This is a genomic window from Glycomyces sp. NPDC048151 (assembly GCF_043202775.1).
Taxonomy (GTDB): domain Bacteria; phylum Actinomycetota; class Actinomycetes; order Mycobacteriales; family Micromonosporaceae; genus Glycomyces.
In genome coordinates, this window is sequence record NZ_JBIDBB010000001.1 from 377,588 (window position 1) to 401,298 (window position 23,711).

Annotated in this window: 24 protein-coding genes; 13 read left to right on the top strand and 11 right to left on the bottom strand. The window is 71.0% G+C overall.

Annotation, left to right across the window (positions count from 1 at the left end):
- Position 1 precedes the first annotated feature (1 nt).
- The 3 genes from ACGGCP_RS01835 to ACGGCP_RS01845 all read right to left on the bottom strand — a co-directional run bounded on the left by ACGGCP_RS01835 (position 2) and on the right by ACGGCP_RS01845 (position 3,263).
- Entirely contained in the window at positions 2-850 is an 849-nt protein-coding gene (locus tag ACGGCP_RS01835; RefSeq protein WP_392959652.1) for a carbohydrate ABC transporter permease, read from the bottom strand.
- A complete protein-coding gene (locus ACGGCP_RS01840; protein ID WP_392959654.1) occupies positions 847-1,779 on the bottom strand; it encodes a carbohydrate ABC transporter permease in 933 nt (310 codons plus the stop codon). Before ACGGCP_RS01840 ends, ACGGCP_RS01835 begins: the two co-directional genes overlap by 4 nt.
- Positions 1,780-1,886: 107 nt before the next feature.
- Positions 1,887-3,263: an ABC transporter substrate-binding protein gene (locus ACGGCP_RS01845; RefSeq protein WP_392959657.1), complete on the bottom strand. Its 1,377-nt coding sequence runs from the start codon at positions 3,261-3,263 to the stop codon at positions 1,887-1,889.
- Positions 3,264-3,477: 214 nt separating this feature from the next.
- Here ACGGCP_RS01845 and ACGGCP_RS01850 point away from each other — a divergent pair, with 214 nt between their 5' ends.
- On the top strand, positions 3,478-3,957 hold the full coding sequence (locus tag ACGGCP_RS01850) for a GNAT family N-acetyltransferase (RefSeq protein WP_392959660.1): 480 nt from the start codon (positions 3,478-3,480) through the stop codon (positions 3,955-3,957).
- A 13-nt stretch (positions 3,958-3,970) separates the two neighbouring features.
- Here the strand turns inward: ACGGCP_RS01850 and ACGGCP_RS01855 are convergent, their stop codons facing one another.
- The 3 genes from ACGGCP_RS01855 to ACGGCP_RS01865 all read right to left on the bottom strand — a co-directional run bounded on the left by ACGGCP_RS01855 (position 3,971) and on the right by ACGGCP_RS01865 (position 6,183).
- Entirely contained in the window at positions 3,971-4,597 is a 627-nt protein-coding gene (locus ACGGCP_RS01855) for a hypothetical protein (RefSeq protein ID WP_392959662.1), read from the bottom strand.
- A gap of 99 nt (positions 4,598-4,696) precedes the next feature.
- Positions 4,697-5,257, bottom strand: a complete 561-nt coding sequence (locus ACGGCP_RS01860) for a dihydrofolate reductase family protein (protein WP_392959664.1) — start codon at positions 5,255-5,257, stop codon at positions 4,697-4,699.
- Between the two features lie 86 nt (positions 5,258-5,343).
- The gene (locus tag ACGGCP_RS01865) at positions 5,344-6,183 is read right to left on the bottom strand and encodes an alpha/beta fold hydrolase (protein ID WP_392959667.1); all 840 of its coding nucleotides are present in this window, start codon (positions 6,181-6,183) and stop codon (positions 5,344-5,346) included.
- Between the two features lie 233 nt (positions 6,184-6,416).
- Between ACGGCP_RS01865 and ACGGCP_RS01870 the strand changes: the two genes are divergently transcribed.
- From ACGGCP_RS01870 to ACGGCP_RS01880, 3 genes are all read left to right on the top strand, one after another.
- Positions 6,417-6,818, top strand: coding sequence for a hypothetical protein (locus ACGGCP_RS01870; protein ID WP_392959668.1), 402 nt, complete (start codon positions 6,417-6,419; stop codon positions 6,816-6,818).
- Between the two features lie 83 nt (positions 6,819-6,901).
- Positions 6,902-7,393, top strand: a complete 492-nt coding sequence (locus tag ACGGCP_RS01875; RefSeq protein ID WP_392959671.1) for a nucleotidyltransferase domain-containing protein — start codon at positions 6,902-6,904, stop codon at positions 7,391-7,393.
- Between the two features lie 90 nt (positions 7,394-7,483).
- Positions 7,484-8,047 carry an EF-hand domain-containing protein gene (locus tag ACGGCP_RS01880; protein ID WP_392959672.1) on the top strand — a complete coding sequence of 188 codons (564 nt, stop codon included), beginning with the start codon at positions 7,484-7,486 and terminating at the stop codon, positions 8,045-8,047.
- Positions 8,048-8,097: 50 nt separating this feature from the next.
- On the opposite strand, the gene ACGGCP_RS01885 is transcribed toward ACGGCP_RS01880, so the two are convergent.
- Positions 8,098-9,384, bottom strand: a complete 1,287-nt coding sequence (locus tag ACGGCP_RS01885; RefSeq protein ID WP_392959675.1) for an adenylosuccinate synthase — start codon at positions 9,382-9,384, stop codon at positions 8,098-8,100.
- 127 nt (positions 9,385-9,511) lie between these two features.
- On the opposite strand from ACGGCP_RS01885, the gene ACGGCP_RS01890 reads away from it, so the two are divergent.
- The 3 genes from ACGGCP_RS01890 to ACGGCP_RS01900 all read left to right on the top strand — a co-directional run bounded on the left by ACGGCP_RS01890 (position 9,512) and on the right by ACGGCP_RS01900 (position 13,462).
- Entirely contained in the window at positions 9,512-10,339 is an 828-nt protein-coding gene (locus ACGGCP_RS01890; RefSeq protein WP_392959678.1) for a diacylglycerol kinase family protein, read from the top strand.
- Between the two features lie 191 nt (positions 10,340-10,530).
- Positions 10,531-12,456 (top strand): beta-galactosidase, encoded by a 1,926-nt coding sequence (locus ACGGCP_RS01895; RefSeq protein WP_392959681.1) that lies wholly within the window; start codon positions 10,531-10,533, stop codon positions 12,454-12,456.
- A 244-nt stretch (positions 12,457-12,700) separates the two neighbouring features.
- On the top strand, positions 12,701-13,462 hold the full coding sequence (locus ACGGCP_RS01900) for an SGNH/GDSL hydrolase family protein (protein WP_392959685.1): 762 nt from the start codon (positions 12,701-12,703) through the stop codon (positions 13,460-13,462).
- A gap of 145 nt (positions 13,463-13,607) precedes the next feature.
- Here ACGGCP_RS01900 and ACGGCP_RS01905 read toward each other — a convergent pair whose 3' ends face one another.
- Positions 13,608-13,892, bottom strand: a complete 285-nt coding sequence (locus ACGGCP_RS01905; protein WP_392959688.1) for a helix-turn-helix domain-containing protein — start codon at positions 13,890-13,892, stop codon at positions 13,608-13,610.
- Positions 13,892-14,284: a type II toxin-antitoxin system RelE/ParE family toxin gene (locus tag ACGGCP_RS01910; RefSeq protein ID WP_392959691.1), complete on the bottom strand. Its 393-nt coding sequence runs from the start codon at positions 14,282-14,284 to the stop codon at positions 13,892-13,894. Before ACGGCP_RS01910 ends, ACGGCP_RS01905 begins: the two co-directional genes overlap by 1 nt.
- A gap of 122 nt (positions 14,285-14,406) precedes the next feature.
- Here ACGGCP_RS01910 and ACGGCP_RS01915 point away from each other — a divergent pair, with 122 nt between their 5' ends.
- Complete coding sequence (locus ACGGCP_RS01915; protein WP_392959693.1) at positions 14,407-15,573, top strand: DUF4253 domain-containing protein; 1,167 nt, start codon at positions 14,407-14,409, stop codon at positions 15,571-15,573.
- Between the two features lie 157 nt (positions 15,574-15,730).
- On the opposite strand, the gene ACGGCP_RS01920 is transcribed toward ACGGCP_RS01915, so the two are convergent.
- Positions 15,731-17,062, bottom strand: coding sequence for a sensor histidine kinase (locus ACGGCP_RS01920; protein WP_392959696.1), 1,332 nt, complete (start codon positions 17,060-17,062; stop codon positions 15,731-15,733).
- A 137-nt stretch (positions 17,063-17,199) separates the two neighbouring features.
- On the opposite strand from ACGGCP_RS01920, the gene ACGGCP_RS01925 reads away from it, so the two are divergent.
- Both ACGGCP_RS01925 and ACGGCP_RS01930 read left to right on the top strand, forming a co-directional pair.
- Positions 17,200-18,054, top strand: coding sequence for a CPBP family intramembrane glutamic endopeptidase (locus tag ACGGCP_RS01925; RefSeq protein ID WP_392959699.1), 855 nt, complete (start codon positions 17,200-17,202; stop codon positions 18,052-18,054).
- Between the two features lie 58 nt (positions 18,055-18,112).
- Positions 18,113-18,808, top strand: coding sequence for a response regulator (locus ACGGCP_RS01930; protein ID WP_392959701.1), 696 nt, complete (start codon positions 18,113-18,115; stop codon positions 18,806-18,808).
- Here ACGGCP_RS01930 and ACGGCP_RS01935 read toward each other — a convergent pair.
- A complete protein-coding gene (locus ACGGCP_RS01935) occupies positions 18,805-19,566 on the bottom strand; it encodes a TetR/AcrR family transcriptional regulator C-terminal domain-containing protein (RefSeq protein ID WP_392959704.1) in 762 nt (253 codons plus the stop codon). The genes ACGGCP_RS01930 and ACGGCP_RS01935 overlap by 4 nt on opposite strands.
- Before the next feature lie 86 nt (positions 19,567-19,652).
- Between ACGGCP_RS01935 and ACGGCP_RS01940 the strand changes: the two genes are divergently transcribed.
- The 3 genes from ACGGCP_RS01940 to ACGGCP_RS01950 all read left to right on the top strand — a co-directional run bounded on the left by ACGGCP_RS01940 (position 19,653) and on the right by ACGGCP_RS01950 (position 23,691).
- Positions 19,653-20,597 (top strand): ATP-binding cassette domain-containing protein, encoded by a 945-nt coding sequence (locus tag ACGGCP_RS01940; RefSeq protein WP_392959706.1) that lies wholly within the window; start codon positions 19,653-19,655, stop codon positions 20,595-20,597.
- A complete protein-coding gene (locus ACGGCP_RS01945) occupies positions 20,594-21,430 on the top strand; it encodes an ABC transporter permease (RefSeq protein WP_392959709.1) in 837 nt (278 codons plus the stop codon). Before ACGGCP_RS01940 ends, ACGGCP_RS01945 begins: the two co-directional genes overlap by 4 nt.
- A gap of 548 nt (positions 21,431-21,978) precedes the next feature.
- Complete coding sequence (locus ACGGCP_RS01950; protein ID WP_392959711.1) at positions 21,979-23,691, top strand: ABC transporter substrate-binding protein; 1,713 nt, start codon at positions 21,979-21,981, stop codon at positions 23,689-23,691.
- The last annotated feature ends 20 nt before the right edge of the window (positions 23,692-23,711 follow it).

Genomic DNA, 23,711 nt, shown 5'->3' on the forward strand with positions numbered 1-23,711 from the left:
CTCAGCCTTTCTCCGCTCCCGATGTGAGTCCCGTGACGAGCAGCCGCTGCGCCAGGAAGAACCCGGCGACCACCGGCACGGTGATCGCGATCGACCCGGCCATGAGCACCGTGGTGGGCACCGAGAACTCGGTGAGCTGCGCGATGCCGAGGGAGACCGTCCACCGGTCGCGGTCGGCGACGAGGAACAGCAGCGCGAACAGGTACTCGTTCCAGGCGATCATGAAGACGTAGAGGGCGGTCGCGGCGACGCCGGGGAGGGCGAGCGGGAGGACGACGCGGCGGATGAGCGCGAGCCGCCCGCACCCGTCGATCATCGCCGCCTCCTCCACTGAAGACGGTACGGCGACGAGGTAGGTGCGGAGCATGTACAGCGCCACCGGGACGGTCTGCGCGACGTACACGAACACCAGGCCCACGAGCGACCCGGTGAGCCCGACCCGGCTGAGCAGCACGAACAGCGGCACCGCGAGGACGATCCCGGGGAGGAGGTACACGCCGAGGAAGACGACGTTGACCGCGTTCCGCCCGAAGAAGCGCAGCCGCACCGCCGCGTACGCGCCGAGGACGCTGAAGAGGATCGCGAGCGCGGCCGTGGCGAGCGCGACCTGCAGGGAGTTCCACATGTTGCCGCCGAGCCCGTACTCGGCCATCGCGGTCGGGTACGCGTCGAACGTGGCCTCGTCGGGGGCGGGGAACAGGTCGAGCGGCTCGGACACCACGGACTGGAAGGGCCGCAGCGAGAGCAGGATCCCGTACAGCAGCGGCCCGGCGGTGGCGAGGACGGCGGCACTGATGACGGCCCAGCGGAGCACGCCGAGCACGCGGTCCTCAGTGGTCGGTCGCCTCATGCCTTCTCCCGCTTGATCATCCACGCGTACACCGCGACCACGACCACGAGCATCCCGGTCATGAGCAGGCCCGTCGCGCTGGCCGTCCCGATGTTGGCGCGCACCACCAGCTCCGAATAGACGCGCACGGCGAGCACCTCGGTGCCGCCCGCGCCGCCGGTGAGCAGGTAGATGTCGTTGAAGTTCTGGAAGGACCACAGGAACCGCAGCACCGCGAGCAGCGCCATCACCCCGGCGAGCTCGGGCAGCAGCAGGTGCCGGAAGACCCGGGTCTTCCCGGCGCCGTCGATCTGCGCGGCCTCCTCGATGTCCTCGGGCACCACCTGCAGCCTGGCCGTGATGAACAGGAACGCGAGCGGGAAGGTCTTCCACACCTCGAACGCGATGACGCACAACAGCGCCACGGGCACCGCGAACGGCCCGAGGTCGCGGCTGGTCGTGGTGAGGAACGCGATCGGCTCGGCCCAGCCGAGCCATTCGACGCCGACCGCGTTGACCAGGCCGTACCCGGGGTTGAGCAGGGTCTTCCAGATCGTGGCGGCGGCGACCACGGGCAGCACGTACGGGACGAGCACGAGCGCCCGGATGAGCCCGCGCCCCCGGAACGGCCGCCGCAGCGCGAGCGCGACGGCGAGGCCGACGAGCACCGCCCCGGCCGAGGAGGCCCCCGCGTACACCACGGTGGTGGTCGCGGCGGACCAGAAACGCGGCGAGTTCCAGACGGCCGCGACGTTCTCGCCGGTGAACACGAGGTTGTCGATGTAGAGGCGCGGGATGTCGACGAGCCGCACGTCGAGGAACGCGAACAGCGCGACCGCCAGGAACGGCAGCACCGCGAACAGCAGCACGACGATCACCGTGGGGCCCACGAGGAGCCGCCCGTGCAGGTCCTCGCGCCGCGCCATCGTCATCGGGCGGCGGCCGGGCATGCGAACAGTCTTACGGGGCGCCGGGGAAGGGCCCCCGGTTGCAACGGTCGCACGGGGGTCCGACACCGGATCGCGGACCGTGTTCGAACTCGGCCGCCCGGAGCCGCTCATCCGCCCAGGTCCTGTTGCGCCGCTTCGACGCTCGCGGCCATCGCCGCCGCGACCTCGGCGGGCGGGGCGCCGTCGAACAGCGCCTCGGCCTCGGTCGCCAGCAGCGTCTGGGAGAACACGATCCCGGCGAGCTCCGCGTCCGGCGTCCCCCAGCCCCAGCGCGTGAACTCCTCCGCCCCGGCCGCGAGCCGCTCGACCAGCGCGGGGCCGTAGACCTGCTCGATCGAGACCTCCTGCGCCTGGTCGTTCCCGAACGGCAGCTTCGACCACGCGTCCAGGTACTCCGTGGACCCTGCCTCAGGGCCCGGCCGCACCGGGATGCGGCCCTCGGTCGCCGACGCGAGGTTCTCGACGTACCCGTCGGTGAGCATGAACTTCACGAACTCCTTGGCGTCGGCGGTGTTCGCGCCCGCCGGGATCCCGTAGTTCGTCGTCTGCCCGTACTCGACGGGCGCTTCGGTGCCGGTCCCGGTGAACGTCGTCAGGTACGCGGTGTTCTCGGCGAGGAACCGCGGGTTCTCCGCGCATTCGGCGCAGGTCACCGGGTTGTCCACGTCGAGCGCGGCGACCTCGTCGACGATGTGCGAGGAGAACAGCACCATCGCCGCCGACCCCGACAGGTACGCCGCCCGCGCCGCCTCGACGTCCACTTGCGCCGGACCGGCCGCCGCCGCGAGCCGCTGGTAGTGCGCCAGGCCCTCGACGCACTCGGGCGAATCGATCGTGACGGCGCCGTCCGTCGCGAGTTGGCAGCCGAACGGGAGCAGCATCGACTCGATGCCCTCCTGCGTGTACACGTCGCCAGGGGTGGTCCCGATCGCGATGCCCGCCAAGCCGTCCGCATCGAGGGCCTCGGCCGCCGCCGCGATGTCCGCGACCGACGCGGGCGGCTCCAGCCCGGCCGCCTCGAACAGGTCGGTCCGGTACGCGATCGTGTGCCCCCACCCGTCCGACGGGACGGCGTGCAGGCGGTCGTCGATCGTGACCATCTCCAGCGCCGCGGCGCTGAACGTGTCGGCGCCCAGCTCGTCCACGACCTCCTGCGGCGCTTGGTCGTCGAGCAGTCCCTGCGCGGCCCACGCGGCCGTGCTCGACGGGTTGTGCGCGATCACGTCCGGCACGTCCCCCGAAGCGGCCGACGTGACGAGCGTCTGCCCGGCCTGGTCGGGCTCCAGCGGCACCATCTCGACCTCGATGCCGGTGGCCGCGGTGAACGCGTCGATCACCGGCTGCTGCGCCGCGATCCGCTCGGGCGTCGTGTACGGGGTCCAGAAGACGATCGAGCCGTCGCCCTCCTCGGACTCCTCTGGGCTGCAGGCGGATACGGCGAGCAGCAGCATCGCGGCCGCTACGCAGGTCGTCATTGTCCTCATAGCCGCTCCTAAGGGGCGAATCGGCGCGAACAGCGTCCAATCCGCACTATAGCGGCGAACCGTGGTCGGACGGTACCCCTGCGTGCCCGCGAATCGCAGGTTCGTGTCCGAGCGCGAAGCGGCCCGGCCGGAGGCCTCCGCCCGTTCGTGGCATTCCTCGGCGGTGCCGGAATCAGCCGTGCGCGGCGGCGGCCGGGACTGCCACAATGCGGAGATGACCGGATTGCGGGTCCTCACCGAGGACGACTGGCGCTTGTGGAGGGAGCTGCGGCTCGCCGCGCTCGCGGACGCCCCGGACGCCTTCGGGTCGCGGCTGGCGGACTGGCAGAACGCGGCCGAGGAGGCCTGGCGGTCGCGCCTGGCGATGCCCGGTTCGCGCAACCTCGTCGCAGAGACCGACGGCCGCCCGGCCGGGATGGCCAGCGGCGTCCCGACCGGCGATCCGGCCGCGCGCGAGCTGATCGCCATGTGGGTGCACCCCCAAGCACGAGGCCGGGGCGTAGCGGACGCCCTCATCGACGCGGTCGCCTCATGGGCGAGGACCGAGGGCGCGGAGCAACTGCGCCTCACCGTCTACGAGCACAACACGGCCGCCGCACTCCTGTACCGCCGCAACGGCTTCACCGACATCGCGCCGCCGGGCGGCGCCGAACCGGGCGTCGAGCGGTTCATGGCCAGGCCGCTCGCCGATTGAACCGGCCGAGGGCCTAACCGGCCGCGATGGCCGGCCGGATCTCGTCGATATGCAGCGTCACCTGGACCGGCTCGCGGTCCGGGTGGTCGTCGAACTCCACGACGACGGTGCCCGGCGCGGCGGGCAGATCGACGACCGTGCCGACCGCCCCCGCCCGGAGCCCCGCTTTCGCGAAGTCCTCCACGAGTTCGACCCGGTCGCGGTACGTGAACGGCTCGTCGGCCCCGCCGCGCGGCCCGAGTACGGCCGCCTCCCGGCCGAGGTCGTTGCACCAGGCCCGGGAGTTCTTGTGCGCGAGGAAGAACCACAGGAGGATCGCGATGCCCAGCCCCGCCGGGTTGCCCGCCGGGACCCCCTCGGCCGCCGCGACGAACATGCCGATGACCGTGAATCCGATCGCGACGCCGCACAGCACCATCCCGGTCATACGCGCCCAGTTCTTGCGCATCGCGACGCCGACGGCGAGCACCGCGTTCAGTACGCCAGCTGCGAACACCAGCACAGTCAGTCCCAGGGAACCCAGCGACGCGGAGGCGACGCCGATGCCCAGTCCGAGGAGGGCCTGGAGCCCGAGGAACACCACCGCGAGGATCGCCGAACCGGGCATGCGGGGAAGGACAGGATCTGCGGAACGGTTCATGGGGGTGCTCCCGACAGGACGGTGAGGGCTCCGGGCGAGACCTCCGAGACCCCGGTTGTACCAACGCGACTCCGGGAGGGGTCCCGGGCTCGTTCGCGTCTAGGGCTTGTCCCGCAGGTGGAACCGCACGTCGATCTCGGCGAAGGGCGTCGATCCCTGCGCGTGCCTGAGGCGGATCGGCTTGCCGCCGGGGTTGTCGAAGAAGCGGATGCCGTCGCCGAGCAGCACAGGCGCGACGTGCAGGTCGATCTCGTCGACCAGGCCGCGTTCGAGCAGCTGGCGGCCGATGTTCGGCGAGTGGACCTCGAGGTTCTTGCCGTTCGCGGCCTCCAGTCCGATCCGGACCGCCTCTGCCGCATCGCAGTTCAGGAACGTCACGCCTTCGCCGGGGACGGCGTCCTCGGGGTGGTGGGTGAGGATGAAGATCGGCCCGTTCCAGTTGTCGCTGTACGGCCGGGCGGTCGGGTCGCGGTCCCAGCCGTCCCGTCCGCCGAGGACCGCGCCCGTGGTCGCCTCGTACTCCTCGATCACGCCGTCCCGGCCGGTGACGCCCTCCAACCAGGCGAAGTCGTCGCCCGGTCCCGCCACGAACCCGTCCAGTGACATGCTGAAGTGGAGTATGACCTTGCCTTCGGCCTGCTGCGGTTCGCGATCGTCCATGTCGGGCTCCTTCACGGTTCACGGGAGCGAACGCGCTCGCCACAGTGAGGACGAGGCGGCCGACCGAGATTCATCGGTCCAGCCGCTCAGACGTGATGCCCCTGCGGGTCCCTGCCCGTGAAGAACTCGGCGAGCGCTTCGGCGAGCGGCGCGGGGTGGGTGAGCGGGATGGCGTGCCCCGCCCCGGTGATCTCCCGGACCTGCACGGCCGCAACGTGATCGACGACCTGCCGCACGCCCGCGGCGACGTACGGCTTCGGATCAGGTCCGTGCAGGACCAGCACGGGCGCGGTGATCGCGCCGAGCAAAACCGGGTCGTCCGGGGCCGGCCCCTGCGGCGGCTGCCCGAAGAAGTCGAGCATCGCCGGGACGTACCGCTCAGTGGCCGCGAAGTATCCGGAGTCCTCCGCGGCCGCGATGTCGTCGGGTTCGAAGACGAACCCGGCGAACGCGCGCACCGCGTCGAAGTTCGAGCCAGCGGCCGCCTGCTCGGCCATGCCGCCGATCGCGGCGCCGATCCCCGCCTGCTCCTCCGGCGTCATCAGGCCCGGCATCCCGGGCTCGACCACCGCCAGCGCGTCGACCGCGCCGGGCCGCGTGCCCGCGGCGGCGAGCGCCATGCCCGCGCCCAGGGACCATCCGACCAGGCCGACGGGCCCGGGAATGCTCGCGACGTACGCCAGGAGGTCGTCGATGAGCCGCGCGAAGCCCAGGTCAGGGCTCGCACCGCTGAGGCCCCGCCCCCGCAGGCTCGGCAGGTGGCAGGTGAACCGGTCGGCCAGGTGCGGTACCAGCGCCTGCCAGTCGCTCGCGCCGTCGCCGATGATCCCGTGCACGAACACCAGGGGCGGCCCCTCGCCGCTCACGGCCCCGGCGACGACAGTGCCGTCGCCGACGGTCACGTAATGGGCGTCTTCGCTGCTCATGTGCCTTCTCCGCTCACGCGGGACGAGAACCTCGGGGTGGCATGACTCCAGCATCGCACCGGGGCCGGTGGTGCGCGAGTGATACGCGGGTTTTCTCCGCCGAAGCGCTCCACGCGGCCGGTGCACATGTCAGCGGACGTGTCAGAGCGGTGTCAGGGGCGTGCAAGCGCGGGCCGACATAGTTGCTTCATCAACGAGGAACACCTCACCGAAACGCTTGAAGGAGCACCGAAATGACCGCCAGCCTCTCCACCCAGGACCAGATCACCGTCCGCACCGCCGCCTACGGCGTCGTCTCCCTCCTCTCCGCCGCCGGGCTCGCCGGGTCGGCCCACAAGATCGGCACCGAGGCGGGCCTGGCCCTGGTCGCCGCCACGGGCACCGTCGGCCACGTCGTCGCGGACGCCAAGGGCGTCAAGCTCAAGGGCAAGTCCACCGCCGAACTCGCCGACCAGGTGTTCCCCGCGATCACCGAGTCGGTGCGGGTCCTGGAAGCCCACGACCCGGCCGAAGCCGAGAACTTCCGCTCCACGATCCGCATCGTCATCGAGGCCGCCAACCGCGCCCACAAGGGCGGGCCCAGCCCCGTCATGGCCGACATGACCCGCAAGATCGAGGACGCCCTGGCCGCCTAGCCGAACCGCCGACGCCGCCCCGACGGTCCCGCCCGGGACCGCTTGGGGCGGCGGCGTTCGCGTGCCCGGTATCGTCTCGGGCGATGGAATCCGAAACCGCGCTCGCCCTGCTGGCCGCGATCCGCGAGGCGCGAGTCGACGTCTGGGTGGGCGGCGGCTGGGGCATCGACGCCCTCCTCGGGGAACAGACCCGCCCGCACCGCGACCTCGACCTGATGCACCGGGCCGAGCAGGAGCCGCGACTGCTCGACGTGCTCGCCGGCCTCGGATACGCCGAGACCCTCGACTGGCGGCCCGCCCGGTTCGTCGTCACCGGCCCCGAGGGGCGCGAGATCGACCTGCACCCGCTGCGGTTCAACGAAGACGGCTCAGCCGAGCAGTCCTCGCTGGAAGAAGGAAAGCCGTTCCGCTACCCCGCGAGCGCCTTCGTCACCGGATCGATTGCGGGCGAGACGGTCCCGTGCCTGTCGGTCGAACAGCAGGTCGAGTTCCACCAGGGCTACGAGCCGACCGGACGCGACCGCGACGACATGCGCCGCCTCCGCGAGGCCTTCGGCGTGGCGACACACTTCTGACCGGCGCGACACCGCGTCCGCTTCCCCGATTCCCGTGGCCCGCTCTGCGATCCTGCATCCGATCGACACCACCGACGTATGGAGCAGGCCATGACCGACGACATCCTCACCGCCAAGATCGCCCACGGCTTCGACTACCTCGACGCCAACGGCGACGGCCGCCTCGACGAGCACGACCACGTCGTCCTCGGGCAGCGCACCGCCGCCAACCTCGGCTACACGACCGGCTCGCCGGAGGAGGCCCGCATCATCGACGCGTACGTCGCGATCTGGAACGACCTCCACCGCCCGAGCCTGCCCGAAGGCCAGGACCACATCGACAAGGCGGCCTTCGTCGCCGTCGTCGCGTCCCTCGCCGACGACCCGGCCGCCGCGCAGTCCACCGTCGGCGCGCTGGCGCGGGCGTTCCTCTCGATCGCCGACGACGACGGCAGCGGCACCGTCAGCCTGAACGAGTTCGCGGCGTTCCAGCGCGGGCACTTCCCCGACCTCGACCGCGACCAGACCGAGAAGGCCTTCGCGCACCTCGACCTCGACGGCGACGGGACCCTCACCGCCGACGAGTTCACCTCCGCGATCGTCGAGTACTGGTCGAGCACCGACCCCGACGCGCCCGGCAACTGGTGGATGGGGCAGCCCGTCTACGAACGCTAGGCACAGCGAAGGGCGCCGGCCTATGGTCGGCGCCCTTTTCGCTTGTCGCGCTAGATCATCGGGTGGCGGATGATGTTCTCTTCGCGGCCCGGGCCGACGCCGACGACGCTCACCTGGGCGCCGCACAGCTCTTCGAGGCGCTCGATGTACCGCTGCGCGTTGAGCGGCAGCTCGTCGAACTTGCGGCAGTGGGAGATGTCCTCGAACCAGCCGTCGTGGTACTCGTAGATCGGCTTCGCGTGGTGCACGTCGGTCTGCGTCATCGGCATCTCCTCGACGCGCTCGCCGTCCACTTCGTAGGCGACGCAGATCGGGACGCGCTCGAGCTCGGAGAGCACGTCGAGCTTCGTCACGAACAGGTCGGTGATGCCGTTGACGCGCACCGCGTACCGGCCGAGGACCGCGTCGAACCAGCCGCAGCGGCGGCGGCGGCCCGTGGTGACGCCGTACTCGCCGCCCTTCTTGAGCAGGAACTCGCCGTACTGGTCGAACAGCTCGGTCGGGAACGGGCCCGAGCCGACGCGGGTCGTGTACGCCTTGATGATGCCGATCGCGGTCGTGATCTTGTTCGGCGCGATGCCGGTTCCGACGCACGCGCCGCCGGTCGTCGGGTTCGAGGAGGTCACGAACGGGTAGGTGCCGTGGTCCACGTCGAGCATGGTCGCCTGGGCGCCTTCGAGGAGCACGTTCTTGCCCGCTTCGAGGGCCTGGTTGAGCAGCAGGCGCGTGTCGGCGATGTACGGCTTGAGCCGCTCGGCGTACCCGAGGTACTCCTCGACCACGGCCTGCGGGTCGATCGCCTTGCGGTTGTAGACCTTCACGAGGATCTGGTTCTTCTCGCGGAGGATCTGCTCCAGCTTGATGGAGAGGATCTTCGGGTCGAGCAGGTCCTGCACGCGGATGCCCTGGCGCGCGACCTTGTCGGCGTAGGCCGGGCCGATGCCGCGGCCGGTGGTGCCGATGCGGGCGCCGCCGAGGTACCGCTCGACGACGCGGTCGAGGGCCCGGTGGTGCGGCATGATGAGGTGCGCGTCCGAGGAGAGCTTCAGGTTGGAGACGTCGACGCCGCCGCTGATGAGCTCGTCCAGCTCGGAGATGAGGAACTTCGGGTCGACGACGACGCCGTTGCCGATGACGGGGACGACGCCCGGCGTCAGGATGCCCACGGGCACCAGGTGGATGGCGTACTTCGTGCCGTCAGGGGTCACGACGGTGTGCCCGGCGTTGTTGCCGCCCTGGTAGCGCACGACGTAGTCCATCTCGGCGCCGAGCAGGTCGGTGACCTTGCCCTTGCCCTCGTCGCCCCACTGCGTTCCGACGACCGCGATCGCTGGCATCTGCCCATCCTCCCGGGAAGTTGATCACCCGATTACTTGGTAAGCCTACTGGCATGCGGTGACCTCGTGTCTCACCAGGCCCGAGCGCTATGAGTTGGACCCTCATCACACCGTAGTGTGGGCTGCTGTGAACGTCGTCGTACTGACACTCGTGGAAGCCAACTGCGCGAACCCCGGGCCGCGCACCCAGGCGCTGCACCTGGTGGACGAGCTCAAGGCGCGGGGCGCGGCCGTGCGCACCGCCGAAGCCGACAAACCCGAGGACGTCGACGCGGCGCTGTCCGACCCGGACGAGCGGATCGTGCTCTGCGCGGACACGGACGAGCAGGTCAACGCCGTGATGGCGCGGCTCGTGCGCCAGGCCGCCCCGGCACCGAGCAAGCGCCCCGAGGGCCTGCCGGAAGGGCGCACCATCCCCGACCTGCCCGCGGTCGCGATCCTGCCCTTGGGAACCGTCCCGGGGATCGTCGCGCGGCTCGGCCTCCCCGAGAAGCCCGCGGAGGTCGCCGCGGCGGTCGCCGAGGGAGTGGTGAAACGCACTGATCTGCTGCGTCACGACGGCGGCGGTGTCGCGGTCGACGGCGTGCGGCTCGGCGGCGGCGACCGGCCGTGGCGCGGGGTCGTGAACATCGACGACGTGGTGCTGGCCGACGGCTCCGAGCAGATCCTGGCGTGCGTGGTCGCGAACGCCGACGGGTACGCGGCGGCCGACGACATGGTCCTGGCCGAGCCCGACCCGGCCGACGGGAAGGTCGACGTCGCGGTCGCGGTGCCGGTCACCGTGGGGCGCTTGCGGAAGAGGCTGCGCATCGAAGTGCGGCGCGCGCGCGGGCGGGCCGTGGCGGTGCACCCGGAGGACTCGGTGACGTTCATCCAGGACGGGCTCGTCAGCGAACTCGGGCGCAAGCGCACCTGGTGGGTCGAACCGGGCGCGGCGCTCTGGTACACGGCCTAGCGGCGCACAGTCCAGGAGGCGGTTTCGCCTGCTCAGGCGCTCGCGATTGAAACGTTTCGAGACCTTCGCCACGCCTCCGCGAAACTTTGTAAAACGGGGCGAAAAAGCTGGTCAATGGGGTTGAAGCCTGCTCTCGGTTCCCGTAGCCTGGAGTGCGCACCCAATACCTCCCCAGCGAAGGAGCACCCCGCATGGCGATCGTCTATGGCGGTGACTACAACCCCGAGCAGTGGCCCCGCGAGACCTGGGCCGAGGACATGCGCCTCATGCGCGAGGCGGGCGTCAACCGCGTCAGCGTCGGCATCTTCTCCTGGGCCCTCTTCGAGCCCGAGGAAGGCCGCTACGAGTTCGCCTGGTTCGACGAGGTCCTGGACCTGCTGCACCAGAACGGCATCGAAGCCTGCCTCGCCACCCCCACCGCGTCCCCGCCGCCGTGGTTCGCTGCCCACTACCCGGAAGCGGTCATGGTCGACGCCGAGGGCCGCCAGCTCACGCACGGCTCCCGGCAGGGCTTCGACCCGTCCTCCGACGTCTACCTCGCCAAGGCCCTCGCGATCGCCGAGAAGATCGCCGAGCGGTACGCCGACCACCCCGCCGTCGGCCTGTGGCACATCCACAACGAGTACGGCTGCCACAACGCCCGCTCGTACACGAAGGCCGCGACCGCGAAGTTCCGCGTGTGGCTGCGCGAGCGCTATGGCGACCTCGACGGCCTGAACGCCGCCTGGGGCACCGCGTTCTGGTCGCAGGCCTATTCCTCCTGGGACCAGGTGTACGCGCCGCTGCCGACCCCGACGATCCCCAACCCGGGCCAGGTGCTCGACTGGAAGCGGTTCTCGTCCTGGCAGCTGGTGCAGAACTACAAGGCCGAGGCCGCGGTCATCCGCAAGTACTCCGACAAGCCCATGACCACGAACTTCATGACCGGCTCGCACGCCGACATCGACCTGTGGGAGTTCAGCGGGGCCGTCGACATCGTCTCGACCGACCACTACCTCGCGGGCGAGGACGCCGACGCGCACGTCAACCTCGGTTTCGCGGCCGACTACGCGCGCTCGCTGGGCGCGGGCAGGCCGTGGATCCTCATGGAGCACTCCACGTCCGCCGTCAACTGGCAGGGCCGCAACCGGGCGAAGGCCCCGCGCGAGATGCTCCGCAACTCGCTCGCGCACTTCGCGCGCGGCGCGGACGCGATCATGTTCTTCCAGTGGCGCGCCTCGAAGCAGGGCGCCGAGAAGTGGCACTCGGGGATGGTCCCGCACGCGGGCACCGACTCCAAGATCTGGCGCGAGGTCTGCGAGCTGGGCGCGCGCCTGGGCGAGCTGGCCGAGGTCGAGGGCTCCACGGTGAGCGCGGCGACCGCGATCCTGTGGGACTTCCCGAACCGCTGGGCGCAGGAACACGAGGCCCGCCCCACGAACGAACTCGACCCGCAGGGCATCTTCAACGTCTACTACGCGGCCCTGTGGCGGGCGGGCATCACCGCCGACGTCGCCGAGCCCGAAGGGGACCTGTCGAAGTACAAGTTCGTGGTCGTCCCCGCGATCTACCTGCTCTCGCGCAAGGGCGCGGAGAACCTGCGGCGGTTCGTGGACGGCGGCGGCACCGTGCTCGTCACGCCGTACTCAGGGATCGCCGACGAGACCGACACGGTCTACCTCGGCGGCTACCCGGGCGCGCTCCGCGACGTGCTCGGCGTGCGCAGCGAGGAGTTCTACCCGCTCATCGGCGGCCGCGTGGAGCTCGCCTCGGGCGGGCACGGCACGATCTGGAGCGAGGACGCCGCGTCGACTGGGGCCGAGGTGCGCGACACCTACGCGGACGGGACCCCGGCGTGGCTGGTCAACCGCTTCGGCGAGGGCACCGCGCACTACCTGACGACGTTCCCCGACGACACCACCCTCGACCGCATCGTCGCGGCGGCGGCGCAGGACGCGGGCGTCACCCCGGCGGCCGAGGCCCCGGTCGGCGTCGAGGTCGTGCGGCGCGCACACGAGGACGGCCGCAGCTGGCTGTTCTGCATCAACCACACCGACGCCGACGCGCAGGTCAAATCGGCCGACGCCCTGATCGACGTCCCGGCGGGCGAAGTCGTCGTGCACCGCGAGCACGCCTAGCCTTCACCGCCGAACACGAGCCCGCCCCGCGCCGCGGGGCGACCAGCGGTGGCGGGAGGGGGTCGGCCAGTCTCGGTGCCGACGCCCTCCCGCCGCTTCACCGCTCGCTGTGGACGGCTGTGGCCGTGCTCGCCACCTGATCGCAATCCGATCGTTATCTGGATGAGGCATGCTGGTCAGCGCCCGCGCCGTCACCGCGGCTGGGCGACGTGCAGCGGAACGGCTCAGACGGAGGTGGGGTGCAATGGCGGCGGAGTACTCGAGTTTCGTAGCCATCGGCGACAGTTTCACCGAAGGGGTCGGCGACCCCGACCCGGGCGGCGAGGGCTACCGCGGCTGGGCCGACCTGTTCGCCCTCCGCGCCGCCGAGCAGTGGCCGGCGTTCGCCTACGCCAACCTCGCCATCCGCGGGCGCCTCTTCGACCGCATCGTCGACGAGCAGGTCGTCCCCGCGATCAAGCAGAGCCCCGACCTCGTCTCCTTCGCCGCGGGCGGCAACGACGCCCTCCGCCCCGGCTTCAACCCGGTGCAGCTCTCCACCCGCGCGCACGAGGTCGTCCGCCTCCTCAAGGCCTCCGGTGCCGAGGTCATCCTCTTCACGTGCGCCGACATCACCCCGCACATCCCCGGCATCGCGGTCCTGCGCAAGCGCTTCGTCGCCACCAACGACGCCTACAAGCGCGTCGCCAAGCGCCACAACGCGATCCTCGTCGACCTCTGGGCAGACAAGGCCTTCGAGGACCCGCGCCTGTGGTCGGCGGACCGCCTTCACCTCAACACGTACGGGCACCAGCGCGTCGCCTTCGACGTGTGCGAGGCCCTCGGCGTCGAGGCCGACCCGGCCTGGTCCGAGCCGCTGCCGCACCTGCCCCGGCCGCGCCGCGAGATGAACGGCGTCCAGTGGGCGGGCAAGCACCTCGCACCTTGGGTCAAGCGCCGCCTCACCGGCAAGTCGAGCGGCGACACCGTCGACCCCAAGCGCCCCGAACTGACCAAGGTGAAATGATGCCCCGCCCTACCGGAACCGAGGAACGCTGATGGGCCTGCTGTTCAAACTCCTTGCCGTGCTGGTCATCATCCTGACCTGCGCCTTCTTCTTCGGCCTCCTCTTCAAGAAGGGCCGCGGCAAGTAATCCCGGGCGCGGGCCGACTCAGGCGGCCGCGTGCGGCTGGAAGTCGATGACGAGGTCCACTTCGAGGGCCGCCGCCAGGCGTTCGAGCAGCGGGATCGTCGGAGTGACACCGCCGCCTTCCAGCCGCGACAGCTGCGGCTGGGTCATGCCGGCCCTCTCCGCCAGTTGAACCTGGCTCAGGCCGAGCTCGCGTCGGCGGTCGTAGACCATCTTCCCGAGCAGGAATCCGCGCCTTGCGGCCTCGTATTCCTCGGAGTGCGAGCCGCTGCGGCGCCACACCGTGTGTTCTTCCGACCTGCGCATCACATCTCCTCCTTGTCTCGATCGTAAACGGCGGTCGCGTGCGGATGCCGCGACTCGCACTCGGCCTGCGCCTTTCGTGCCCGCTCCACCTCGAACCGTTCGCGGGCCCTGGTCTTCGGAAAGACCGTCAGCAGCACCACGCGGCGGTTCGGAGCGAGCCAGTACGTGATGCGTACCTGCCGCTGCGGCAGGTGGAACCGCAGTTCGCGGAGCTTGCCGCCGAGATGGCGCGAGTAGGGCTCCCCCAAGGCATCCGCTTGGTCGGCCAGCAGGTCGCCGTAGAACTCGACGCGGTCGTATTCGCGCCTCGGCAGGCTTTCCAGCCAGGCGCGGACCTCCGGTTCGAGTTCGAGCGAGAATCCTTCCTCCATGCATTCGACGGTATATCCCATAGAAAGCATAACTCGGAAACGAAACGCCGGGGCGGGGTTTCATCTGTCGGCGCGACAGGGCATCATGGAGAACTGTGGGACTTCTCCAGCGTCTGTTGGGGCGCCGGGACACACCTGATTCAGTGCCAGATCCCGCCGCCCAACCCGAACCTGCCCCTGAGCCCGAGACCGCGCCCGAACCGAGCGTTTCCTCAGGCGCCCTTGACGATGCCGCCCCCGAGAGCAGCCCGGCCCCCTCGCCGGAACCTGCGGAGGAGGACAGCATCGCTACCCAGGCGCCAGTCACCGGTCTGCGTCTCGTGCCCGCGCTCGAACCCGAGTACGAGCCGGAGCCCGAGCCCGCCGGCCCGGTCCTCACGGCCGTACCGGACCTCGACGAGCCCGACCAGGACCCCGAACCGGACCTCGCACTAGACGCGGCGCCCGCGGGCGCTCCAGCACCGGAACCAGAGGCGGCGATCTTCGTGCCCGAGCGGCCCCGCCGCGAACTGCTCACATTGGACAAGCCCGTCCCGCCGCGCGCGCCGACGACCGGCCGCGACGAGATGATGCCGCGCATCGAGGACGACGAGTCCCTCGACATCGCCGGGTCCCCCCGCGCCGAACTGCGCGCCGCCGGACTCGCCGTGCCGAAGATGCACCAGCTCGTGCGCCGCGGCGACACCGCCATGTGGGCCTTCGCCGTCCGGTCCTCCGAGGCCCTGCGCTGGTGGCTCGACATCCGCCAGGCCGCCGACCAGACCGGCTGGATGCCCGTCCTCCTCGGGTCTGCCGAGGAGTGGCGCGACAACGGCGAGGCGATCATCCACGAGGGCGACGACGAGCTCGCCCGCGCCGACGAGATCGACGCCGCCGAACTCCTGCACGACAAGGCCGCCGAGGCGGGCGAGCCCGCCCGCGGCGTCCCTATCCTGCCGCGCCGCGGCGACTCCGACTTCGCCACGCCGCACGAGCAGCACGGCCTCCTCGGACTGGTCAGAACCGACGCGGGCTGGAAGATCCCGGCCATGTTCCCGTGGAAGGGCTCCACGAACTGGGAGCTGTACGGCGCCGAGCACGCGGCCGTCCTGCACGGCTGGCACCGCCGCTTCGAGGCCGAGCTGGTCGCCATGACCTACGACGTGATCGAGCTGTACGTGCCGCACCCGCCCAATGCCGAAGAGGCCCTTGCGGTCGCGAACGAGGTCTACGCGTACTGCCCGGACCTGCTCGACTCCGGAGTGCCGACGCTTGAGGACCTCGCCGAGCACATGATCCGGTCCAAGGCCTGGTACTTCCGGTGGACGTAGTCCGGCGGAGCAGAGAGGGTCAGCCCGTCTGAGTTCTACGGCCCGCAAGGCTCGCGAAGTGAGCCTTGCGGGCCGAGATCGTTCACGCCGCGAAGGTGCTTTCGAATGCGCTTCGCCGGGAACCTTCACGCCTCGGACAGCGTTCTGCCGCGAACGTTCACGCCGTGAACGTTCCGGCATCGTCGCCGACCGGTGCGCTCTCGCCTGAGCGCAGCGGCAGCGACGCCCGCATCGCCCACCGGTCCGATCCGTCGGGACCGGCGGTCATCTCTCCTCCCAGGAGTCGCGCGCGCTCGGCGATCCCGGCCAGGCCGCGTCCGCCTCCGGGGACTCCGGAGCGCCCGCCCTCCACGCCGCCTGCGCGCCCGCTGCTCGTCACGCCCGCGCGCCGGCTCGCGCCGGGCCCGGCTCCGGACATCCCCGCCGGTCCCTCCGTTCCCGCTTCGACCGGGTTGGACACCGCCAGCTCCAGCCGCTCGCCCGCGACCCTCACCCGCACCTCGACCGCGGCGCCGCCGCCGTGCTTGAGTGCGTTCGTCACTCCCTCTTGGACGATCCGGTAGGCCTCCCGCGACACCGTCGCGGGCACCGCCCCGAGCTCGCCGTCGACCGTGAGGTCGAACCCCGTGCCCGCCTGGCGCACCCGCTCGCCCAGCCGCGGCAGGTCGGCGAGCGTCGGCGCCGCCGTCAGGGCCGCGGGCTCCTCGCGGAGTGCGCCCAGCGCCCGGTCGAGGTCGTCCAGGGCCGAACGCGACGACTCCTCGATCGCCGCCAGCGCCAGCCGCGCCGACTCCGGGTCGGTTTCGAGTACCTGTCGGGCGACCGCCGCCTGGATCGTCGAGGCGGTCAGCGTGTGCCCGATCGCGTCGTGCAGCTCCCGCGCCAGGCGGTTGCGCGAAGCGACCCGGCGGGCCTCCTCCTCGGCCGCCGCGAGGCGCTCGGCCAGCCCCGGACCGAGCAGCCGCACCGCCAGCCGCCGCATGAGCGCCCCGTACACAGCGCTGCACGACAACGCGGCGGCGACCAGGCCGACCGCGACCGCCCATGTCCACGCTCCGGCCGCCCCGGGTCGGACCTCGACCGGGACGAGGATCGTGACGGACTCGCCGCCGTCGAGCCAGACCACCGGCAGCGCCAGCCCGACCAGCGCCACCACCGAGACGAACATGAGCGCCGCGCCCGCGAACACCGAGACGAGCGACCACGCCGCCGTCGAGAAGCGCCGCGCCGCAACGGGTTCGGGCAGTCCCGCGCCCAGCAGCCGGTTCGCCGCGCCCACCGCCCACCGCCGCGAGAACCCGGGCAGCCCGCAGGCCGCGACCGTCGCGCACCCGGCCGCCGCAAGCACGGGCCCGGGGACCGGCCCGGGCCACGCGAGCGCGAGCACGGCCGCCACCGGCAGGCCGACCAGGGACGCCAGCGCGGCGGCCAGGAACGCGTGTGCCCACCCGAGGTGGAAGCGCCGCAAGGGGTGCAGGAGCTGTCGCATGCCGTCGAGTCTGGCACCGGCGGCGGGGCCGCGGCTCCCTCCTGGGAGGGATACGGGATTCCCCACTGCTCGGGAGGCACCGGAGTCCCGCGGCGGCGAACGTTGGCCCCGACATCGTTTCGAGAAGGGACCACCCCGTGCCAACCAGAACCAAGGGCCTCGTCGTCTTCATCGCCATATCGTTCGGCATGGCCTGGGCGGGCATGTTCGCCGCGCCGCTGCTGTTCGGCCTGTCGCTGGTCAATCCGCTCGTCCAGTTGGCGGGCATCGCGTTCACGCCCGCGATCGCCGCGTTCGTCGTGCGCAAATGGGTCACCCGGGAGGGCTTCGCCGATGCGGGCCTGCGGCTGCGCCTGCGCGAGCAGTGGCGCCTCTACCTCGCCGCGTGGCTCGGCCCGCTCGCGTTCGCCGGCGCTTCGCTCGCGGTGGCGGTCGCGGTCGGCCTGTGGGTCTTCGACCCCGCGGCGCTCGCGCTCCTGCCGGGCGCGCCCGTGTGGGTCTCGATCGCGATCCTCCTCGCGGTCGTGGTGGTGCTGACGCCGATCTACTGGGGCGAGGAGTTCGGCTGGACGAGCTATCTCAGGCTGCGGCTCTTCCCCGAACGCCCCATGCTGTCCACACTGCTCACGGGCCTGATCTGGGCCGTCTGGCACTACCCGCTCGCGTTCCTCGGTTACATCGAGTTCGACAACGTCGTGCTCGGCCTCGCGGTCTGGACCGTCTCCTTCATGCTCCAGGAGGTCATCCTCACCTGGCTGCGCATGCGCAGCGGCTCGGTGTGGACCGCCAGTCTCGCCCACGCGGGCAACAACATGGTGTTCGCACTGCTCATCGGCACCGCCCTCGGCGACGGCCACCAGATCGCCGGGACGCTCATCGGGATCGTCCCGTGCGCCGTCGTGGCCGCATGGATCGTCATGAGCGGGCGCCTGGCGGCCGACCGGCCCGCCGACGCCCCCGCCGCCGAGCGCGTCCCGGTCGCGGTGCGCTGACCGCGTTCTCACTCCCGCGAGGGAGGCCGACGTCGGGACGGGGTGTCATCATCGAGCGGTGACCACCCCGCCCGGCTCCACCGCTGCGCCCGAGCCCGCACCGATCACCGTGCTCATCGCCGACGACGATCCCCTGGTGCGCAGCGGACTCCGCACCCTCCTCGCCGCCCAGCCCGGCATCGACCCCGTCGCCGAGGCCCCCGGCGGCGCGCAGGTCCTCCCGCTCGTCAAGCGGCACCGGCCCGACGTCGTCCTCATGGACGTGCGCATGCCCGACCTCGACGGCATCGCCGCCACCCGGCTGCTGCGCGCGGAACTGGACGACCCGCCGCCGGTCCTCGTCATCACCACGTTCGAGAACGACGAGTACGTCTACGACGCGCTCCGCAGCGGCGCAAGCGGTTTCGTGCTGAAACGGGCGGACATCGCGCAGATCGCGCTGGCGGTCCGGGTCGTCGCGCAGGGGGACGCGCTGCTGTTCCCCGAGGCGGTCCGTTCGCTCGCGGCCTCGCACGCACCGCCGCCCGGGAACCTTCACGGTCCCGTGGCGCTGACCCGCCGCGAAGCGGAGGTGCTGCGGCTGGTCGCCGAGGGCCTGTCGAACCAGATGATCGCGTCGCGCCTCTACTTGGGCCTGGAGACCGTGAAGACCCACGTGGGCAGCGTGCTCACGAAACTGGGGGCGCGCAACCGCACGGAGGCGGTCATCATGGCCTACGAGTCGGGCTTCGTGCGCCCCGGCGAGCGCCGCTAGTCCTTGCGGCTGGCCTCCATGCGGGGGGCGAGGCCGTCGAGGAAGCGGTCGACGGCGTAGCGCATGGCGTCGTGGCCGGTGAGGTCCCACGCGTCGGGCGAGGTGAAGCGGGCGAGGCGCGGGTAGCGGCCGGAGACGATGGCGCGTTCGAGGTACGGCCCCTGCGCGTTCCACCATTCGAGCTCGGCGGTCTCGGGGGCCTCGTCGTCGCTGTCGCGGATGAGGTACTGGCGGGCCGTGCCGGTGACGATGTTCATGATGGCCGTGGTGACGAGGTTGACCTCCCGGTCGGGCAGGTCGTGGGCGTCGAACGCGGCGAGCACGAAGTCGTAGCCGTCGAGCGAGTCGGGGCCGAGCACGGGCCGCTTCTGGTTGATCTCCAGGAGCCACGGGTGCGCCTCGTAGACCGCCCAGGAGCCTTCGGCGAACAGCTCGAGGCCTTCGCGCCACGCGAGGGTCCCGAGGTCGGGCGCGTCGGGGCCGACCCGGGAGAGGCGGTCGACCATGAGGTCGATGAGCTCGCGCTTGCCCGGGACGTACCGGTAGATCGTCATCGCGCCGACGCCGAGTTCGGCGGCGACGCTGCGCATCCCGAAGCAGCTGCCTTCCCGGTCGGCGACGGTGATCGCGGCGTCGACGATGCGGTCGACGGTGAGCTTCGGCTTCGGCCCCGGTCTGCTGACCTGCGGTCCGTACTCGCGCCAGAGCAGCTCGAGGCTTCGTCTGGGGTCGCCCGCCCCCGTCTGTGGTGTCGCCATAGCGGCCTCATCGTATCGCGCTTGCTAATCGGGTACGCCGTATGCTATTACTGGGTACAACGTACCCGATTGAAGGGTGAACCGCAATGGGAACCACCACCGTCGAGGCCCTCAACCTCGGCAAACGATTCAAGGACACCGCCGCGCTCGACGGCTTCGACCTCTCGGCAGAGGCCGGAACCGTACTCGGACTGCTCGGGCCCAACGGCGCGGGCAAGACCACGACAGTGCGCATCCTCACCACCCTGCTCCGCTTCGACACCGGCACCGCCCGCGTCGCCGGGTTCGACGTGGCCCGCGACGCCCGCCAGGTGCGCCGCCGCATCGGCCTCACCGGCCAGCAGACCGCCGTCGACGAACTCCTCACCGCCCGCCAGAACCTCGTCCTGTTCGGGAAGCTGTTCCGCCTGAACAAGACCCGGGCCGGGGAACGCGCCGATCAGCTGCTCGCCCAGTTCGGCCTGCAGGACGCGGCGAACCGCCAGGCCAAGGGCTTCTCGGGCGGCATGAAGCGCCGCCTCGACCTCGCGGCCAGCATGATCCTCGCCCCGCAGGTGCTCTTCCTCGACGAGCCCACGACGGGCCTGGACCCGGCCGGGCGGCGCGAGGTCTGGGACGCCGTCGAGGGCCTCGCCGCCGACGGCACCACCGTCGTGCTCACCACCCACTACCTCGACGAGGCCGACCGCCTCTGCGACCGCATCGCCGTGATCGATCACGGCCGCAACCTCGTCGACGACACCCCCGCCGGGCTCAAGCGCCGCATGGGCGCCGACCGGCTGGAGATCGTCGCCGCCGACCCGGCCGACCTGCCCGTGCTGCGGCAGATCATCGAATCCGTCGCCGACGGCGAGACGGTCGAGGACGAGGCCGGGCCGAGCGTCGCCGCGCCCGTCAAGGACGCGGTCCCCGCCCTCACCGCCGCCGCGACCGCCGTGCAGGACAAGCGCCTCACGGTCGCCGACATCGGCCTGCGCCGACCCACCCTCGACGAGGCCTTCCTCGAACTCATCGCCAAGGAGGACCAGTGACCACGCTTGCCCCGCTGCCCGACGAGACCTTCGCCTCGCGTCTGAAGTGGACGCTCCACGACTACCGGGCCATCGTCGGCCAGGAGTTCACCCACCTGGTGCGCCAGCCCGCGAACTTCGCGTGGGGCCTGGGCTTCCCGATCGTCATGGTGCTCTTGTTCGTGTACGTCTTCGGATCCGCCATGGACGTCACCGGCCAGGGCGCCGGCGTCGACTACGTCGCCTACGCGATGCCCGGCATGTTCGCCATGACCATCGCCTTCGGCTTCACCAACACCGCCTGGGCGATCGCCGAGGCCAAGCAGAAGGGCTTCATCGACCGCGTCCGCTCGATGCCCATGGCCTCCTCGGCGGTCGTGGTGGGCCGCAACATCACCGACACCATCCACGCCGCCGTCGACCTGGTCGTGCTCGTCCTCATCGCCCTCGCGATCGGCTGGCGCTCCGAGGGCACCTTCGCGGAGACCCTGGGAGCGTTCGCGCTCCTGCTGTGGCTGCGGTTCGCGCTCATCTGGGTCGGCGTCTTCATGGGCCTCCTGGTCAAGAACGTCGAGCAGGCCGGGAACCTCTTCGCCATCGCGTTCCCGTTCGGCATGGTCTCCTCGGTGTTCACCCCGCCCGAGCTCATGCCCGGCTGGCTCGGCACGATCGCCGCCTGGAACCCCGTGTCCGCCACCGCGACCGCCATCCGCGAGCTCTTCGGCAACCCGAGCGCGGTCGGCTCGTCCTGGCCCGAGCAGCACGCGATCGCCGCCGCGATCGTCTGGCCCGTCATCATCACCGCGATCTTCCTGCCGCTCGGCGTCCAGAGGTTCAAGAACCTGGGCCGCTGAGCCCCGGCGCCTGAAGGAAACAGGAACAGGGGCCCGCGCCGGACGGCGCGGGCCCCGCCCGCATTCGGGGCACTCCACCGCAATCGGCGCGAACCGCCAGGCGGCCGGGCCGCCCGCCGGTCTCAATTTGATATCGAAGTCCGCCGATTTGCGGGAGCGATTCCACCGCTGTGCACGTTATCTGCCTTTTGCAAGGGCGCCATAGCCGGTCATTCCGGATTTCGGTGTTCTGCGGCCACCGGCGACCTGCGATAGCTTGAAGCGATGCGAGGCCGCGCACCGCTGCGCGGCGACCCCGCGCGCGCTCGCGTCCTCGCGCACCGGCACCGGAGCGTTCTCGCTGGGAAGGCTCCTCACGGTCTGTGGTCGGAACCCGACAGCGCGGACCGGCTTCAGAAATGACCGCGCCTCCGCGGCGTCGTCGACCGGACGCGAGCGCCGTCCCTCCCGGTGCTCGATCCCCGCTCTGGTCCTTCGGCCCCGTTGCGCACTGGCTCTGGCGAGCCCAGTCGAGGTGCGGCATCCCTCGCATCGAAAGCAGCCCTGAAATGACCAAGAGGCGACACCTACCCGCGCTCTTCGCGACCGCAGCACTGGCCACCGCCGCCGCCTGCACCGACGACGAGAGCCCGGAGGACGGCGACGGCGACGAGTTCCCCCGCAGCAAGACCCTGTACTCGACCGGCACGGCCTGGGGCCCGCCCGGCGACTTCAACCCGATCTCCGCGGGCGGGGTGACCGGCCTCAACGGCCTCGGCTACGAGTACCTGTTCGTGTTCGACACCGTCGAGCAGCGGATCACCCCCTGGCTCGCCGAATCCGGCGAGTGGACCGGCGCGAACGTGTTCGAGCTGCGCCTGCGCTCCGGGATCGAATGGAGCGACGGCAAGCCCCTCACCGCCGACGACGTCGCGTTCACCTTCGAGCTCGGCAAGGTCGACGGCGTCCCCTACGGCGGCGTCTGGGACTGGCTCGACGCCGTCGCCGTCGTCGACGAGCGCACCGTCACCTTCACCTTCGGCGAAGCGCGCCAACAGGAGTGGGACAACTTCCTGTACACCAACGAGATCGTCCCCAAGCACGTGTTCGAGGCCTACACCCCCGAAGAGCTGCTGACCGGCCCGCTCGACCCGAATCCCGTGGTCACCGGGCCCTACACCGTGCACAGCTTCGACGACACCCGCGTCGTCTGGGCCAAGCGCGACAACTGGTGGGCCACAGAGGCACTCGGTCTCGAAGTGCAACCGCAGTACATCGTGGACCTCGTGACGCTCCCGAACGCCGACATCCTCAACATGCTCATCGAAGGCCGCCTCGACCTCGCCAACAACTTCATGTCCGGCATCGACGACTTCCTCACCGGCGACCCGGAACTCACCACCTACTTCGACAAGCCGCCGTTCATGGCCCCGGTCAACACCGCCATGCTCATCCCCAACACCACCCGCAAGCCCCTGGACGACCCGGCGTTCCGCCAGGCCATGGCGTACGCGATCAGCCCGGGCGAGATCGTCGACTCCGTCTACGGCGGCATGGTGAGCGAGGCGCACCCCACCGGACTCCTCCCGATCTGGGAGCGCTACTACGACGCGGCGGCGGTCAGCGAGCACGGCTTCGTGTTCGAACCCTCCAGCGCCGTCGCGATGCTCGCCGCCGCCGGGTACGAGGACGAGGACGGCGACGGCTTCGTCGAGGACCGCGACGGCGACCCGTTCGAACTCCAGCTCGTCGTCCCCGCCGGGTGGACCGACTGGGAGGCCGCCGCGATCGCCATCGCCCGCGACCTCACCGACGTCGGCATCAAGACCGAAGCGGCCTTCATCGACGCCGCCGAGGTCGACGCCGCGCGCGGCTCCGGCGACTTCGACCTGCTCATCAACAACAACAGCTGGCTCACCAACTCGCCCTGGAGCCACTTCCAGTACCTGTTCGAACTGCCCGTGCGCGACACCCAGCGCCTCGCCAACTACTCCCGCTGGGAGGACGAGACCGCCTGGGACCTCACGCAGGAGCTCGCGACCCTCGCGACCGAGGACCCCCGCTACCCCGAGCTCATCGCCGAGCTGCAGCGCATCGCGATGCGCGACCTCCCGGCCATCCCGATCTGGTACAACGGCGCGTGGTCCCAGGCCTGCAACGCGGTCTGGACCGGCTGGCCCGACGGCAACACCGGCGAACCCGGCGTCTACCCCAGCTTCTGGAACGAGATGTGGGGCCTCGGCGGCGTCCGCATGCTCACCGAGATCCGAAGGGCCGAATAGGAACCGGGACGCCCGCGCCG